The sequence below is a fragment of the Pseudomonas solani genome (assembly GCF_026072635.1).
Lineage (GTDB): Bacteria > Pseudomonadota > Gammaproteobacteria > Pseudomonadales > Pseudomonadaceae > Metapseudomonas > Metapseudomonas solani.
Map to the genome: position 1 here is coordinate 2,029,946 of NZ_AP023081.1, position 18,034 is coordinate 2,047,979.

General features: G+C 64.0%; 5 protein-coding genes. All 5 read right to left on the reverse strand.

The window, feature by feature from the left end:
• Positions 1-35: 35 nt before the first annotated feature.
• The 5 genes from xcpS to PSm6_RS09340 all read right to left on the reverse strand — a co-directional run bounded on the left by xcpS (position 36) and on the right by PSm6_RS09340 (position 17,978).
• Positions 36-1,250, reverse strand: a complete 1,215-nt coding sequence (xcpS, locus tag PSm6_RS09320) for a GspF family T2SS innner membrane protein variant XcpS (RefSeq protein WP_265170099.1) — start codon at positions 1,248-1,250, stop codon at positions 36-38.
• Positions 1,251-2,768 (reverse strand): type II secretion system ATPase GspE, encoded by a 1,518-nt coding sequence (gene gspE / locus PSm6_RS09325; protein ID WP_265170100.1) that lies wholly within the window; start codon positions 2,766-2,768, stop codon positions 1,251-1,253.
• Between the two features lie 260 nt (positions 2,769-3,028).
• Positions 3,029-4,381, reverse strand: a complete 1,353-nt coding sequence (locus PSm6_RS09330) for a hypothetical protein (RefSeq protein WP_265170101.1) — start codon at positions 4,379-4,381, stop codon at positions 3,029-3,031.
• Positions 4,371-10,571, reverse strand: coding sequence for a hypothetical protein (locus PSm6_RS09335; protein WP_265170102.1), 6,201 nt, complete (start codon positions 10,569-10,571; stop codon positions 4,371-4,373). Before PSm6_RS09335 ends, PSm6_RS09330 begins: the two co-directional genes overlap by 11 nt.
• Before the next feature lie 24 nt (positions 10,572-10,595).
• Positions 10,596-17,978 carry a hypothetical protein gene (locus tag PSm6_RS09340; protein WP_265170103.1) on the reverse strand — a complete coding sequence of 2,461 codons (7,383 nt, stop codon included), beginning with the start codon at positions 17,976-17,978 and terminating at the stop codon, positions 10,596-10,598.
• Between the last annotated feature and the right edge of the window lie 56 nt (positions 17,979-18,034).

The following is an 18,034-nucleotide window of genomic DNA, read 5'->3' on the forward strand; positions in this document are numbered from 1 at the left end:
TGAAGCCTGCTTGCGTACGGCCTGATTTCACGCGATTACCCCACGAGCTGGTTGAGGGAAAGGATGGGCAGGAGGATGGCGAGGACGATGACCAGCACCACCGCGCCCATGAACACCAGCATGAAGGGCTCGAACAGCCCCACTAGCATGGCGATGCGGGCGGCCAGGTCGTTCTCCTGGTTGCGCGCGGTGCGGGCCATCATCTGGTCCAGTTCCCCGGACTTTTCGCCGCTGGCGATCATGTGCAGCATCATCGCGGGGAACTCGCCGCTCTGCTCCAGGGCGCGGGTCAGGCTGCTGCCTTCGCGCACCTTCTGCGCCGCCACTTCCACCTTGGCGCGGATGGCTCGGTTGGCCACCACCTGGGCGGCGATGCCCAGCGCCTCCACCAGGGGTACGCCGCTGCGGGCGAGAATCGCCAGGGTGGAAGCGAAGCGGGCGGTGTCGGTGGCGCGCACCAGGCGCCCCACCAGCGGGATGCGCAGCAGGATGATGTGGAAGCGCAGGCGCGCAGCGTCCCTGCGCAGCGACGCCTTGAGCGCGCTGATGCCGGCCACCGCCAGCAGCAGGATCAGCCAGCCCCAGTGCTTGACCACCTCGCTGGTGGCAATCAGGCCACGGGTCAGGGCTGGCAGCTCCTGCCCGGTGTTGACGAAGACCTTGACCACGTCGGGCACCACGTAGCCCAGCAGGAAGCCGACGATGCCGAGGGAGGCGCACATCAGGATCACCGGGTAGAGCAGCGCGAGCTGGACCTTCTGCCGCGATTGCTGGCGTTGCTCGGTGTAGTCGGCCAACTGCTCCAGCACCGGGCCGAGGTGGCCGGCGTGCTCCCCCGCCGCGACTGTGGCGCGGTACAGGTCGGGGAAGGCACTGGGGAACTCCTTGAGAGCACCGGCCAGGCTGTGGCCTTCCAGCACCTTGGAGCGCACCGCCAGCATCATGGCCTTGACCCGGCCGCTCTCGCTTTGCGCGGCGACGGCGCCGAGCGCCTCCTCGATGGGCATGGCGGCCTGCACCAGGGTGGCCATCTGCCGGGTGAGCAGGGCCAGCTCCATGGCCGAGAGCCCACGCTGGAAACTCCAGCGGCTGCCCACCGACTCCTGGCGGGTGCGGGTGGGCTTCACGTCCAGCGGGGCGAGCTGGCGGTCGCGCAGCAGCTGGCGCACCTGGCGGGCGCTGTCGCCCTCCATCACGCCCTTCTTCTGCTGGCCCCGGCTGTCCAGGGCGATGTATTCGAAGGCAGCCATTTATTCTTCCCGGGTCACGCGCAGCACTTCTTCCACCGTGGTCACGCCTTCGAGGATCTTGCGCCGGCCGTCATCGCGGATGCTGGGGCCGCTGGTGCGGGCGTGACGGGTCATCTCCTGCTCGGAGGCGCCGTTGTGCACCAGGGTGCGCATGTGGTCGTCGAAGACCACCAGTTCGTAGATGCCGGTGCGGCTGCGGTAGCCGGACTGGTTGCATTCGGCGCAGCCCCGCGCGCGGTGAAGCGTCGGCGGCTGCGCCGGGTCGAGCCCCAGCACGTCGCACTCGGCGGCGTCCGCCTGGTAGGGCTCCTTGCAGTGGGAACAGAGCACGCGCACCAGGCGCTGGGCGAGCACGCCGAGCAAGGAGGACGACAGCAGGAAGGGCTCGACGCCCATGTCCACCAGGCGGGTGATGGCGCCGATGGCGCTGTTGGTGTGCAGGGTGGAAAGCACCAGGTGACCGGTGAGCGACGCCTGCACGGCGATCTCGGCGGTCTCGCGGTCGCGGATCTCACCCACCATCACCACGTCCGGGTCCTGGCGGAGGATGGCACGCAGGCCGCGGGCGAAGGTCATGTCGACCTTGGCGTTGACCTGGGTCTGGCCGATGCCTTCGAGGTTGTACTCGATGGGGTCTTCCACCGTGAGGATGTTGCGGGTGCCATTGTTCAGCGTCACCAGGCTGGCGTAGAGGGTGGTGGTCTTGCCCGAGCCGGTGGGCCCGGTGACCAGCAGAATGCCGTGGGGCTTGCGCACGGTCTCTTCCATCTGCGCGCGGTCGCGGGCACTCATGCCCAGGTGCTGCAAGGTCAGGCGGCCGGCCTGCTTGTCCAGCAGACGCAGTACCACGCGCTCGCCGTTGGCCGACGGCAGCGTGGAGACGCGGATATCCACTTCACGCCCGGCCACACGCAGGGAAATACGGCCGTCCTGGGGCACGCGCTTTTCGGCGATATCCAGCTTGGCCATGACCTTGATCCGCGACACCAGCAGCGCCGCCAGCTCACGCCGGGGCTGCACCATCTCGCGGAGGATGCCGTCGATGCGGAAGCGCACCACGAGGCGCTTCTCGAAGGTCTCGACATGGATGTCGGAGGCATTCTCCTTGATGGCCTCGCCGAGGATGGCGTTGATCAGGCGGATGATCGGCGCATCGTCCTCCTGCTCCATCAGGTCCTCGGTCTCCGGCACCCGTTCGGCCAGGCTGGCGAGGTCGAGCTCATCGCCCAGGCCCTCCACCATCTGCATGGCGGCCGAGGAGTCGTGTTGATAGGCGAGGCTCAGCGCGGCATCGAATGTCGCCGCGTCCAACTCCTGAAACGCCAGGGGCCGCCCGACGAAACGCAACGCCTCCCCCACCGCCGCCAGGGCCGTGCCCGGCCGATACACCAGCCGCGCCCCATCCACCCCGAGCTGGACCAGCACGCCGTGGCGCTTGGCATAGGCGAACGGCAACCGACGCAGGCTGACGGCCTCGGCTGGGGAGTCGACGGGATCGAGAGGGCTGGCGCTGGGCATCGCAGAATCCATTGCGTTGGAGGCCGACGGACAGCAGGCGGGGTCCCGGCCTGCTAAAGCCTTGAGCACCACCGCAACCCGGACGGGGAGCGATGGCACGGTGCAATTAAATCACAGGTGGAGGGGCGATTTGGTGCGGGAGTGCGCAGGGAATACGGCCGTTTGGTCGGAATTACCGGGCAGCAATACACCGAAGGTTTGTGCTGCGTAACAAGGTTGCTCGCCCGCAGGGCGAAGCAACCTTGTGAGTGGGCGTAGCGTTACGAAGCGGGAGTGTTCCAGGTGATGATCGGATCAGCGAGCGATGCCTTGCTTCCTGCTGGGGATAGCCCGCCGAATTTGCGGAAGTACTGGATATAGGCCGGCAGGAAAGCCTGCTCGAATTCATTCGGAGCAATCGACGTGGTTACTTCGATATGAAATTGGCCATCAAATTTTCGATCCAGAATTGCTTCCGACTGGTTATAAGCCCCACTGCAGGACTCACCGATGACTCTTCCAAGCTCATAGGCAGCCGAACGTATAGCGCGGTTGCAGGACGTATCTTCGATCCTCAGCCTGTAACCGTGCTTGCCCTTGACACTGGAGGCTGCCTGGCTCACTTCGACGACTGGGCTCAGATCGAAGTCAAGCAGTTCAGGAGAGAGTGGCTGGCCGGTTTTCCAAAGCAGAACCGCGTTGTCCGAGAGCAGGACATCGCGCCTGAGGGTGACGTAGTTGTAACCGCCAACGAAGCCGCCATGGAAATTGATGACCCAAGGAGCGGACCAACTCAGCACTTGGACTTCGGGTATATCTTTCAGCTCCACTGAAATCAGCACCTGACTCTCGCCATCGCGGTTGACGGCCACATACAGGTGCTGCTCGTCACACCAGAGGCGGACCTTGGCCTGATCGATATCCAGAGGAGTATCAAAAATGTGCCGAGGCTCAAGCGTTGCCGATTCGCCGTCATAGTCCAGTTGCTTAATCCCCTGCGCATCTACCAAGTAGGTAAGGCCGGAAGCGGACTGCACGACACCACACACAGCTTCACTGACGCGGATGGTGGAGGTCAGTTGCTGCTTGCTGACATCGTAGATCTGGTAGTCAGACCCTGGGGCATGCTTGAACAGGGCAAAGCACTCGGTAAAGAAAATCGGCTGCTGTCGACCAACCGATACGGTGATGGCCTGCAAATGGCCGAGCTTCTCACCCTGTAGCGTAAAGAACTGCGAGGTTTTTTCTTGCGACAGAGCCACCCAGGTGCTAGCGAAGTACTTGTCGCCCACGATGAACGGCAAGCGACCTAACTCACTGCCGCTCCAGTCATAGACGCCGTAAAACTTATTACCCTCCGCGTCCACGGACCTGAGCACGCAATACGTCTCATCTCCACCGATGAACAGGTCGCGGGTATGCCACTCATTGCCAGAGGCGATGACGGTGCAGCCATCCTCCTTGTACGAATTGAGCACCTCGACTGTCGAGGTGGAGAAGCGCAAATAAGTTGCCGCAGGCGGAATAAGCTTAGCCTCTGTGGCGGAGACAAATGCACCGGACTCTTCGGTGTTTATGGAAAGCCCTTCGGGAACAGACCGGAGAACAGCGTTTCCAACGATATTAACTACCAACCTTTACCCCTCCTAATATGACCGCCAAAGCCGCTTTTGCCTCATCCGCTACCTCGGTGTACTTCTTGTTTGTCATTTTGGCTATATAAGCTTGGATGTTACTACCCTCTTTCTCCATCGCCTTGATGGCAGTATTTATGAGCTTAGTTCGGTCAATGCCCGTCGACGTCCCTTCAACAAATTCCCAGCGAACGTTCTTGCCAGCACCTTCGCCCGTCATATACCCCAATAGGTCTTTGAGCAGCTGCCCCGGAGGGCCATCTTCATCATTTTCCTTTTTGAGGACGTTCATGGCATTTTCGATATGGGTTTCACCCTTATTCTGAGTCCAGTATTTCGACTCGACAAAGAACTCATTCTCGCCAACTTTTACATGTGCATCGTAGTGGCGAGTGCCACCTACTGTTTTCTTAGGCGTCTCGAAGCCCAGAACCTTCATATCCTTGTTTTTATCGATAAGACGTTTGATCACCTGCAACGTACCTGCGCCGCCCCGGGCAACGAATATCCGATCCACTTCAACGCCATCTTTACGCGTCGCCGTAGCGCCCAGTTGCTCAAAGACCTTGTTCATGTCCGTGGCCGGGCTCTTGGTGGTGAAGAGGTGTTTCTCTATCTCACCAATGTCCTTCACGAACTCTGCCATGGTCCGACCGTTAAAGCACAACGAAGGACCGCAAGGCGTGTGGCGGAAGGCCGCCAAGGCATTCTCTGAACCTCGCGAATAGATGGCCATCAGTGCAACCAGCTCATCCGACTTACCTGCCAAGTCAGCCAAGGGGGTCCCTTTCGCCGCTTGCAGCTCCGCGATGACCTTGGTGAACACGGCACCCGCGTTTTTATCCGTACCGACCTTCTTCGCGTTGTCTTGCACCCTCGTCAATACAGCCAGCAGGTCGCTGGCCTTTCCGGCCACCGCCGCATGCGCCGGTCCGACGACAAAGCCAACCAGCGATTCCACACCCGTTTCGAGAGCACCTCGCTGTACAAACAGCCCGCCCTCTTCCGTCATCCAATAGGCGTAGACCGTCCATATTTCGAAGTCTTTGGCCGTCTTGATCGCGCTGAAGATGAACTCTTTCAGCGCCGGTCCTTCGAAGGCCACCAACGCCACAATCTGCAGCATCGGAATGACCTTCTTCAGCGCCTCGACTTTCTGTCCCGAGACACCGTTCAACACCTTCTTGTCCAGGTAGGTGACCAGGGTGCTGATCACAGCGCTGCCTTTGAGGACCTTGGAAGCGGTCTTGCCACCCGCCAGGGCCGCATCGACCGCAACACCCGCACCGGTGAACTCAGCCAGGGTGCTAACGATCCCCAGCCCGGCGAATACATAGGTCGGGTAGTCGAATTTCTCCGTGTTGTCGGTGTAGTAGTAATAGCTGTGGATAACGAAGTCGCGGATATCACCCACCAGAAACAGACTGGCGACGAAGTCACAGATGGTGGAGACCGCGTTATCGGTGGAGCCGGTTACCACCCCATCCAGGCACTTGGCCAGGTAGATGGCGGTATTGCCCAAGGCGTTGATCTGGTTTTGCAGGCTGGTGATCAGCCCCAACTCGGCATAGGCGACGGTGGTCTGCCACACGCCGTTCGCGGTCTTGACCTTGATTTCAGCCTGGCGAACCTTCTTCTGCAACTCGCACTTGACCACGAAATTCAGCAACGCCTCGGCGGCGTTGATAGCGCCTGTGGTCGGCACCAACGCGCAGGCGTCTTCGCCATCGGCCACCGCCTGGGCGACCAGGATGCGGCTGATGGTGACGAGCAGGCCCTGGTTGGGGTTCTCTCGCAGTGCCAGCAGGTTGCTCAGGTTGGAGCTGATGCGGAATCTCGCTTTGCCATCGCTGCCGACCCGGGTGGAACCTTGTTCGCCACCGCCGCCGACAATGGTCACAACAGGTGCCTGGGTCCAGTCGAACAAGCCAAAGCGGTTGATCGCACCCTTGAAGCCCTTGCCCACGACCGCGGCGTACTGACCGGACGCTTTCTGCAGAGGGCCGCTCAGTGAGGCCGTGAACGTTTGGTCATCCACCTGCAGAATCAGTTTCTGCGCCACCACATGGACGCCCATGCGGTGCCACTGTTCCTTGCTCACTGGCTGGCTGATCAGCTCGATATCGGCATCCTGGGTCTGCGCGGTCACCTTTACCCGGCCGTCGCCCGTCAGTACCGCCTTCAGGCCACTGGCCGCGTAATCGAGCAGGTTCTTGCCGAAGGCCCCTTCATCGGGACGGAACGACAGGGTCGCCCCCACATCATCGGTACGCGCCAGCGCCTGGTCGTAGGGCACGCCGGCATAGCCGTCATCCGTGGTTATCTGGATGAAGCGGTCCTCGCGTCGCACCCCCTGACCCTGGGGTGTGGCGTTGTGCAACTTGATCTCTCGCTGGAACTCATCGTCCAGGAAGCGGCCATCGGCCGAAGGCCCATACAGCCCCCAGAACGCAGCAGGTAGCAGGTTCGGTGACAGGTAATCGCGCAGGTCGATCTCGACCTCTTCGCCCACGTCACCCTTGAGCACAATCTCGGTTTCAGCGCGCTGACCGTCAGTTGATGAACCGAAGCGGGAGGAAATCAGCAGCGGATTGGAAACCTCCAGATCATTACTCAGCGCATCGACCTTGAGCGACATGGGGAACAGCTTGTCGTTGATGCGGGCAATCAGCTTGCCCTCGCCGACAAAATTGCCGGCATCCAGGCTGGTGCGCACGCTGTTGTCACTGCCCAGGGTCAGCGTGCCATTGGTGACGGCCCCCCTCAGGGCGGTGACCTGAATCTGCACGCCGGAAAGGTCGGGTGTGTCGGACTCGGCACGAATGGTGACCGGAACATTGCCGCCACGGGGAATTTCATCCGGGGCGTCGACCACCAGCTTGATGTCATCCACGGTCAGCGTGCGTTCCTCCACCACATCGCCGATCTTGATGGAGTAGTTTTTCTCGCCCGCTTCCTTGTCGCCCTTGAGGACCAACTGGACCTTGCCGTTGACCGTCGCGGTATCGCCGCTAACCGCGATGTCCTCGCCCAGGATTTCCACCAACGTACCGTCGGCGACGGTATTGCCGAACTTGTCCTTGGCGAGAATATCGAGGGTGATCTTTCCCGCCCCCGAAATGGCCGTGCGACCCTGGGCGTTCGCCGTCACGGTATGGGGCTTGCCGGGTACGATCTCGAAAGTGGCGGTTTTCGGGTCGATGACATAGGGCTCGCTGAACTTCGCCGTCACCGTGGCGCGATTGCCAGCCTTTGTGGTCAGTTTCAGGGCATTGGCGAAGGTGCCCGTCATGTTGGTGTCCGAGGCCTTTTCCAACTGCCCGTTGCCGCTGACCGACCAGCTCAATGAATAGCGATGGGTGTTCTTGTCCTCGTTGGGGCGTAACACCACGGCACTCAAGCCCTGGGAAACCAACGCCGAATCATCGGCGGAGACCTTGATCGTTTCTCCACCAGCCATGGGCACCGGCAACAGCACGATGTTATCGAACGCCCACTCCCACAAGATGTTGCTCACATCATTGTTGGCATACAGGCGGATGCTCATGAAGTCTTCCGGCTGCAGCGCCGACAGGTGATTGAGGTCGGTGAACTGAATGGTCTTGCTCGGCCCGTACTTGACCTTCACTTCCGACCCGCCCATCGCCAGTACCATCTCCCGCTCCCCCTTCATGTCGAAGGGGTCGAGCTGGGCGAACTGGCTTTGCAGCAGCGAGTAGAGGAAGTCGATGACCCTGTCGGAAGCGGTGATGGCGGCCTGGTTCAGATCGATCTTGGTACCGGCATCGCTGGCCAGTTCCTTGCGCTTGATCTGATCGACCGTCAGGTCATACAGGCTGAACTGCATCTCGGGCCGGTACTTCCATTCGTACCTGGGCTCCGGCTTCTTGAAAGTCTGCTGGGGAAACGACTTGACCGCCTTGCGATAGGCCTGGCGCGACAGCTCGCTGGCCTCTTCATCGTTGAGCGGCACCCTGACCGGCACATAGTGGGTCGGGCGGTACTTCAACACACCGCTGCCCGAGCCATTGGAGGAAAAGTCCGGGTTGCGGTTTTCCGGCTGGCCGGTCACCTGCAGATACAGGTGCTGCTTGGCCAATATTTTCTCCGGCAGCTGGATCACCTGCACTTGCTGGCCCGGCTTGATCTTGAACTGCGAGAGGCTGTTGGCGCCTTCCGGTGCCAATTGATTGGCCGCGACGATTTTCGCCAGCCGCCCGGTGAAGCCATAGTCCGCCAATTCCTCCGGCAGGGCTCCACCATCGGCATCCTGCCAATCGGTATAGATCGCAATGCTGATATCAGTGCCGAGCCCCGCACCTTCATTACCAATGAGCTGCTTCTTCAGCTCGCCCTTGGTCATGCCCTTTTCGATCTTGTTCTTGCGCTCGGCCCAGACCTTGAGGTTCGGCGGTGCCAGTTCGATGCGCTGATCGGCGAAGTTCAACAGGTTACCGCTGGCCACGGCGGACTCGAGCTTGACCTTGACGCTGCCGATGTACCCGGTGGGTCGGTTGATGGCGATGATGCGCACCGTCTCGCCGGCCTTGAGGTGGTTGGCCGCGCGCTTCTGGAACTCTTCCTTGAAGCCGCCGGCGCTCTGCCACTTGCTAAAGGCCGCCTCGCCGGTGCGGCCAGCGATGGCGTAGTAGTTTTCCTTCGAGCCGCGCAACTGGATGGTGTAGCGGAAGCTGCCGGACTTCTCGTCGACGCCGGAGTAGTTCTTGTACAGCTCGTCTTCGTGCAGCCCGCGTCGCTCGGCCACGAGCTGACCGTTGGATTCGCGGAACACATAGATGTCCGTGTCCTTCAGGTCGTCCTTGCTGATGCTTTCCAGCAGCCCGCGATCCTCGAAATCGGGTGCTATATCGATCAGCCTCGTGAAATCTGGCGGCGGTGTCTCACCATCAGACGCCCCCGCGCTCGCACTGCTGGAAAGATAAATTCCCTGCAGTTCGGCCTCTTCGAGCGTCGTCTTTACGAAGACCTCTTTCGGCTTGCCATCTACCTGCTTGACGACCTTCTTGCCCGGTACGACCTGGTCCGGCTTTTCATCACCGTCGAAGTCGTAACTCTGCTGGAGATAATTGTCGCGCTTCCCGGTCTTGTCACTGTGGGCGGTCTTGTCGCCGAGCTTCACACCACCACCGAACTGCGCCGAACCGTCCAGCACCATCAGGTCGATGGGGAAATCCGCAGCCTGCTTCATCGGCGTTGCGATAGTGGCGACAATCGCTGCCGCCTCCATGCTCCAAAGACCCAGACCATTGCAGGAGTCGTAGTCCGGCCGGGTCATGTAGTAGGGCATGTTGGAGCTGCCCCGAGGGTTGAAGCGCTTGTAGTAGAGCTCCAGGTATGACGGGGTGGTGTACTCGAAGAAGAAGCCGGGGCAAGGCGGCAGGAAGTAGTTCATCTTGTACTTGCCGTCGTCATCCGTCAGGGCATAGCCGCCGGTGACATGGCTGCCCAGGGTGACGCCCACACCCGGTAGCGGGCCGTAGATCTTCGCGTCGCGGTCGCGGGTGTTCTTGTCGTCGACCTTGCCGTCCTTGCCGAAGAAGCCCGCGCGGAAGCCGATGCTGTTGGTGCCCTGATGGAGGATCTGCCCTTCCTTGGACAGCAGCAGCGCCTTGCTGCTGGAGGACGGGGTGACATTGCTGTCGATGGGCATCTGCAGCAGCAGCAGTTCATCGCCCTTGGTGCTGAACCGCTCTTTCTCGCCACGCACCAGCACGGTCAGGCTGCTGGGGCTCAGGCTGGGCTTGTCGATGGTCTTGCCGTCCACCGTCTTGAAGGCCGTGCCCCGGTAGGTGGCGGCCGTCATCACTTCGCTCTGTGGATAACGTTCGCGAGCGTCCTTGAGGCGCTGCAGGTAGGCGCGATAGATATCGCCAGACATCACCTGGGCCTGCTCCAGCGGCCCGGTGGCCTCGCCTATCTCACGGGCTTCCTTGCCGTCGCTGCCGTACTCCACCCAGATGGGCTTGCCGTTGGGGCTGAGCACAACGGCACGGGTGTAGACGGCGCCGAACTTGTAGTAGGTCTGCGGGATGTAGATACCGGGGATCAGCCCAAAGCCGAAGAACGCCTGGGCCGTGGCGGTCCAGCCGGCCAGCAGTGCACCCAGGGCCAGGCCCGGCCATGCGCGACTGCGGCGTTTCGATACGGAAGGCATGACCAACATATCCATCTGTCAGAGATTCCCTTGGCCGCCTCAGCGGCCTTTATTCAAGCGATAGAGTTCGGCCTGCAGCTGGCGCAGGTTGAGCTCGCCGTTGGCATAGGCCTTGAGCGCGGGTTGCGCTTCGAGGCCGGCCAGGGCGAAGCCGAAGAGGTCGAGGTTGTCCTGGGCCAGCACACCCTGGCTGCGGATGCGGCCGTTGCCGATCAGGCCGACGCCCACCGGAACGATGCTCGCGGCCTGGCGATCCAGGCCCACCATCACCACGTAGGAGCCGTCCGGCGGCAGGTAGTCGAGGGTGTTGCCCAGGCGCAGGGCGGCGAGGTCGACGCCGATGGAGCCCTGGACGCTGACCCCGGCGGGTTGCAGCGCATACATCCAGTAGGGCATCGCCAGCGGTTCGACCGGGTACGGCAGCTCGCTGAACTGCAACATCTGCACATGCAGGTCACCCTCCTGGCGGCCATCGGGGAACTGCAGGCGCGCGCCACTGAGGTCGAGCTTGAGCTCGCCTTCCAGCAGGCTCAGCTGGCTGCCGCCCTTCACCGGCACGTAGGGCAGCGTGGTGTTGAGCTGCGCCAGCTGCATCTGGCCGAAGTCGTTGCGCTGGCCGCCCTGGACGGTGACAGCGCGGCTGTCGGCGCCGTACCCGCGGTTGCCCGAACCCGGGTTGAGCAGCAGCCGGTACTGGCCACCGGGGATGGTCTGCTCGGCAGTGTCGCCGAAGCCGAAGTTGAAGGCGCCGTCACGGTTGGTGCGCACGCTGCGGTTCAGCTCTTCCAGGCGCACTTCGATGTTGGCCACCGGCTCCTGCAGCTGATCCAGCACCACGCCGGAGATGAAGGTCGGCAGTGCGCGGGTGCGGTAGCGCAGGCGTTCCAGCTCCTGGCCGTCGTAGCGCACCTCCACCGACACCTCGGCGTCATAGGCCAGGTCCTTCTCCGGGTAGAAGGCGATCACCTGGCTGCCCGGCAGCTCGGAGAGGGCGCCGACCACGTTCTGATGGTCGAAGTCCACCCGCACCAGTTGGTAGCCCTGGGCCTTGAGCGCACTGGTGCCCAGGCCGTCGAGGTCGACGTAGGACATGCCGTGGGCAGTCTGGTGGACATCGAGTTCCAGCTTGGCGAGGTCGATGGCCTGGTTGAAGTAGAGGCTGATGAAGCCGTTGGGCTCGACGAAACGGGCATTGTTCGCCGGCTCGACGCGCTCCAGGGCCACCGGCACCTGTTGCGGGGTGACCAGGGTGATGCTCCGCGCGCTCTGCGCCACCACCTGGCCATTCGCGCCCTGGAGAACCGCCAGCAACTGGTACTGGCCGCTCTGCGGCGGGATCTGCAGCGTGGTGCTCTTCAGCGTGGTGTCGCCGGTCAGCGGGGCATCGGCGATCAGGTCGCCATTGGCCGCCAGCAGCATGGCCCGAGGCGCCAGCAGGCCACTGAGGTCCTCGATGCGCGCCGCCACCTGCAAGGAGACCGGTTCGCCCAGGTTGAGCAGTTCGGTGCCCTCGGTGGGGATGACCCAGCTGATGGCCGCCTGGGCCGAGAGCTCCAGGCTGTACTCGTGGCGCAGCTGGTTGCCGGCCTGGTCGCGGGCGTCCAGGGTCACGCTCACCGGCTGGCCGATGGGCAACGCGATGCGGCTGGCGAAGCGGAACTCGCCGGCCTGGGCGCCGGGCTCCAGGGTCACGTCGGTGCCGTTGATCTGGAAGCTCGACAGGTTGGTTTCGCGCAGGGTGCCCTTGAGGGGATAGGGCTGCTCGCTGACGCGGTTCTTCGCCGGCAGCTCCACCAGGGGCTGGTCGAGGGTGATCTGTGGCGGCACCTGGTCCAGCTTCCAGCTGAGGGTCTGGCGGGTCTCCTGGCCGCTGCGGTCGCGGGCCAGCAGTTCGACGGAGTAGCTGCTCTGCCCCACCGGTACGTTCAGTGCCTCTTTCAGGTCATGCAGCTGGGCGCCCGGCTCGCGCAGGGCCAGGTTGCGGCCACCGACGCTGATGCGCTCCAGGCCGGCCTCGGCGAATACCTGGCCACCGAGCATGAAGCCGTTGCCCGGCAGCAGGCTGCCATTGGCGGGCGAGAGGTTGTCGAAGCGCGGCGGCTTGAAGCTGGCCTGGGGCGGCTGGTAGGTCACCACCAGGCTGCGCTGGATGCTGCGTTGGTCCACCCAGGCCTGGATGGTCAGGGTGTTGGAGCCCGACTGCAGGGTGATGGGCGTGGATTGGAAGCCGAACAGCGTGACCTGGCCAGTGGCCGACAGGCTGGCCGGCACGCCGTTGACCAATACCTCCATGCGCTGGGCGGCCTTGTCGCTGCGCAGTTGGCCGCGCACCACCAGGTTGGCGTCCTTCACCGTGGCGCCCGGCAGCGGGTAGTCCACCGTCAGGGCGATGTCGCTGGCCAGCGGCTGACGCTCCACCGTGCGCGCCAGGCTCGCCTGGTTACCGGCCTTGTCGAAGGCGGTCAGGGTCAGCCGGTTGGTGCCTTCCAGCACCGGTACGCTGGCGGTCCACTGGCTGCCTTGCAGGGTCACGGCGAAGCGGGTGCCGGGGAAGCGGTCGGAGGTGAACTCCAGGCGCGCCATGCCGGAAGCGCTGTCATTGGCGCTGCCGCGCAGGGTGACGCTGTCTTCGTTGACGCTGATGACCTCAGGGCCCTCGATGGCCACGACCGGCGGCTGGCGATCCGGGAAGCTGGTGGGGTCGTTCGGGTTGGTGCCGGCAGCCACTTCGTCGTCGTTGCTGACGCCATCGCCGTCGCGGTCCGGGTCCGAGTTGTCGCCGATCTTGTCGCCGTCGAGGTCGCTGCTCTCGGTGGGGTCATCCGGGAAGGCGTCCTGGGCATTGGGCACGCCGTCGCCGTCGCGGTCATCGTCCAGCGCATCCGGAATGCCGTCCTTGTCCAGGTCCGGCGGCGTGCTGGTCTTGTCGTTCGGGTCGAAGCCCAGCTGGGTTTCGTAGTCGTTGGAGATGCCGTCGCCATCGCGGTCGGTGTCGGCGTTGTCGCCGATCTTGTCACCGTCGAGGTCGCTGCTTTCAGCCGGGTCATCCGGGAACGCGTCCTGGGCGTTGGGCACGCCGTCGCCATCACGATCGTCGTCCAGCGCATCCGGGATGCCGTCCTTGTCCAGGTCCGGCGGCGTGCTGGTCTTGTCGTTCGGGTCGAAGCCCAGCTGGGTTTCGTAGTCGTTGGAGATGCCGTCGCCATCGCGATCCAGGTCGGCGTTGTCGCCGATCTTGTCGCCGTCGAGGTCGCTGCTCTCGGTGGGGTCGTCCGGGAAGACATCCTGGGCGTTGGGCACGCCGTCGCCGTCGCGGTCGTCGTCCAGCGCATCCGGGATGCCGTCCTTGTCCAGGTCCGGCGGCGTGCTGGTCTTGTCGTTGGGGTCGAAGCCCAACTGCGTTTCGTAGTCGTTGGAGATGCCGTCGCCATCGCGATCCAGGTCGGCGTTATCGCCGATCTTGTCGCCGTCGAGGTCGCTGCTCTCCTTGGGATCGTCCGGGAAGGCGTCCTGGGCGTTGGGCACGCCGTCGCCGTCGCGGTCATCGTCCAGCGCATCCGGGATGCCGTCCTTATCCAGGTCCGGCGGGGTGCTGGTCTTGTCGTTGGGGTCGAAGCCCAGCTGGATCTCGATGTCGTTGGCAATACCGTCGCCGTCGCGATCCGGGTCGGTGTTGTCGCCGATCTTGTCGCCGTCGAGGTCGCTGCTCTCGGTGGGATCATCCGGGAAAGCGTCCTGGGCGTTGGGCACACCGTCGCCGTCGCGGTCATCGTCCAGCGCATCCGGGATGCCGTCCTTGTCCAGGTCCGGCGGGGTGCTGTTCTTGTCGTTCGGGTCGAAGCCCAGCTGGGTTTCGTAGTCGTTGGCAATGCCGTCGCCATCGCGGTCGGTGTCGGCGTTATCGCCGATCTTGTCGCCGTCGAGGTCACTGCTCTCGGTGGGATCGTCCGGGAAGGCGTCGTCAGGGTTCAGAACACCATCGCCATCACGGTCGTTGTCCAGGGCGTCCGGAATGCCGTCCTTGTCCATATCCGGTGGCGTGCTGGTCTTGTCATTGGGGTCGAAGCCCAGTTGGGTTTCGTAGTCGTTGGAGATGCCATCACCGTCGCGGTCGGTGTCGGCGTTGTCACCGATCTTGTCGCCGTCGAGGTCGCTGCTCTCGGTGGGGTCGTCCGGGAACACGTCCTGGGCGTTGGGCACACCATCGCCGTCGCGGTCGTCGTCCAGCGCATCCGGGATGCCGTCCTTGTCCAGGTCCGGCGGGGTGCTGGTCTTGTCGTTGGGGTCGAAGCCCAACTGGGTTTCGTAGTCGTTGGAAATGCCGTCGCCATCGCGGTCGGTGTCGGCGTTGTCACCGATCTTGTCGCCGTCGAGGTCGCTGCTTTCAGCCGGGTCATCCGGGAAGGCGTCCTGGGCATTGGGTACGCCGTCGCCGTCGCGGTCATCGTCCAGCGCATCCGGGATGCCGTCCTTGTCCAGGTCCGGCGGCGTGCTGGTCTTGTCATTGGGATCGAAGCCCAGCTGGGTTTCGTAGTCGTTGGAGATGCCGTCGCCATCGCGGTCGGTATCGGCGTTGTCACCGATCTTGTCGCCGTCGAGGTCGCTGCTCTCAGCCGGGTCATCCGGGAACACGTCCTGGGCATTGGGCACGCCGTCGCCATCGCGGTCGTCGTCCAGTGCATCCGGGATGCCGTCCTTGTCCAGGTCCGGCGGGGTGCTGGTCTTGTCGTTCGGGTCGAAGCCCAGCTGGGTTTCGTAGTCGTTGGAGATGCCGTCGCCGTCGCGGTCGGTATCGGCGTTGTCGCCGATCTTGTCGCCGTCGAGGTCGCTGCTCTCGGTGGGATCATCCGGGAAAGCGTCCTGGGCGTTGGGCACACCGTCACCGTCACGGTCGTCGTCCAGCGCATCCGGAATGCCGTCCTTGTCCAGGTCCGGCGGCGTGCTGTTCTTGTCGTTGGGGTCGAAGCCGAGCTGGATTTCGATGTCGTTGGCAACACCGTCACCGTCTCGGTCGGTATCGGCGTTGTCGCCGATCTTGTCGCCATCGAGGTCGCTGCTTTCCGTGGGGTCGTCCGGGAAGGCGTCCTTGTCGTTCTCGACACCGTCGCCATCGCGGTCGTAGTCCAGCGCGTCGGGGATGCCGTCGCGGTCCATATCCGGCGGGGTGCTGTTCTTGTCGTTGGGGTCGAAGCCCAGTTGGGTTTCGTAGTCGTTGGAGATGCCGTCGCCATCGCGATCCAGGTCGGCGTTATCGCCGATCTTGTCGCCGTCGAGGTCGCTGCTCTCCTTGGGATCGTCCGGGAAGGCGTCCTGGGCGTTGGGCACGCCGTCGCCGTCGCGGTCGTCGTCCAGCGCATCCGGGATGCCGTCCTTGTCCAGGTCCGGCGGTGTGCTGTTCTTGTCGTTGGGGTCGAAGCCCAGCTGGATTTCGATGTCGTTGGACACACCATCGCCATCGCGGTCGGTGTCGGCGTTGTCGCCGATCTGGTCGCCGTCGAGGTCGCTGCTTTCCTTGGGATCGTCCGGGAAGGCGTCCTGGGCATTGGGCACGCCGTCGCCATCGCGGTCGTCGTCCAGGGCGTCCGGGATGCCGTCCTTGTCCATGTCCGGCGGGGTGCTGTTCTTGTCGTCCGGGTTGTAGCCGAGCTGGATCTCGTAATCGTTGGAGATGCCGTCGCCGTCGCGGTCCGGGTCGAGGTTGTCACCAATGCCGTCGCCATCCAGGTCGCAGAGCAGGCCGAAGTCGACCTTGCCCAGCGCGGCCAGGTCCTGGCGCGCCTGGGCCTGGGTTTCCAGACTCAGGTTCGCTGCCACGGCGCCACCGGTGAGCTGGGAGGCGTACTGCTGGGTCAGGTTGCCACGGGCGTAGACGAAGCCGGCCACCGTGGTATTGGAGCCCAGCGCGACGTTGCCTTCGGCCAGCACCACCAGTTGCGAGGGGTCACGGGCCTGGCCGGAGGCCTCGGCGTTGAGACGGGCCTGCCAGGGCAGTTCGAGGTTCTGTGCCACGTGCAGCCGCACCGTGCCGGCACCGCGCGGAACGATGCGTGCCTCGCTGGCCAGGGTGAGTTTCTCGATCCAGTAGTCACCGGCGGACAGTTCCAGGGTGCCGCGGTAGCCCACTTCCAGCTCCCGCAGGCGATACGCGCCCGGCTTGGTGAAGCGTGCCGTGGCCATGCCGGCGACATTCAGCCGGCGCCACTCGGTGCGGCTGCCGTCCATCACCTGCGTGGCGCCGTAGCCCAGGTCCTGGTTGAAGCTGGAGCCGGTCTTGAGGAAGGCCGGCAGTTGCGGCACGGGGGCAGGCGTGTAGCTGGGCTGGCAATCCTGGGTGCCGCAGCTGCGGGCCAGGGAGGCGAAGCTGCTGTCGACCCGGCTCGCCGGCAGGTAGGCGGAAACGCCATCACGCAGCTGGGCGTTGAGCCCGAAGCTGATGCGGCCGCCAGCGGTATGGCTTTGCAGGCCCTTGGCGAAGGCCGCGGTGCACTGGCTCGGCTGCGTGGTGGGCGGCGTCACCTGGGGCACGCTCTGGCCATTGCGCGGGTCGCTGCCCGCCAGGCGCTCGGCTTCGTCGTCGTAGCCGTCGCCGTCGGTATCCTCATCGAACAGGTCGAGCACACCGTCGCCATCCAGGTCGCGGCGCTCGCTGCATTGGGTGTTCCAGCCCAGGGTGGCGATGGCGTCCATGCGCGTTTCGATGCGCGCGGCGGTGTCCACCACGGCGTTGCGGGCGTTGAGTCCGCCGCGCAGGCGCGAGGCGAAGGCCCCGCGGTAATCCCCTTCCACATAGGCCAGGGCGCCGACGGTGGCGGACGACTCCAGGCTCAGGTTGCCGCGAACGAAGAGCTGCAACGCTTCGGCGCTGCCCTCGCCGTTGACGCTGGCCTGGTAGGGCAGGTTCAGCGATGAGCCGAGCATGACCCGGGCGTTGCCGCCGGTGACCAGCAGCTGGCTGTTGGAGGCCATGTCCAGCTGGCCGATCCAGTAGCGCCCGGGGGCCAGGGTGACCTTGGCGCCATAGCCGATGCTCAGGCGCTGGATGTAGTAGGCCTGGTGGCGGGCGTTGAAGGTCAGGGTGCCGCCGGCGTCGACGTTGACGGTGCGGTAGCGGTTGAGTTCGCCGCCGCCCGCTTCGCCCACGCCGAGATAGCCCAGGTTGAGGTCATGCTCGCCCTTGATGGCGGGCAGGGTCAGGCCGGCGAAGCCGGCGGCCTCCAGGCCGCTGGCCTGGCAGTCGCGGCTGCCGCAGCTGGGGGCGCCCCAGGGGTTCTGTACGCGGGGGGTGTCGATCAGTTGGCTAGGGTTGCCTTGCAGCGTGCCGCCCCACTGGAAGACGACGCCGCCGGCGCCATGGGTCTGCAGGCCACCGGTGAACAGGGCGCGACAGGACTCGGCCGCCTGCGCCAGGCCGCCACTGGTCAAAAGGAGCCATGCCAGCCCCGCCAGCAGCTGGCACCGCTTGCCCTGCCCCCCCAGCA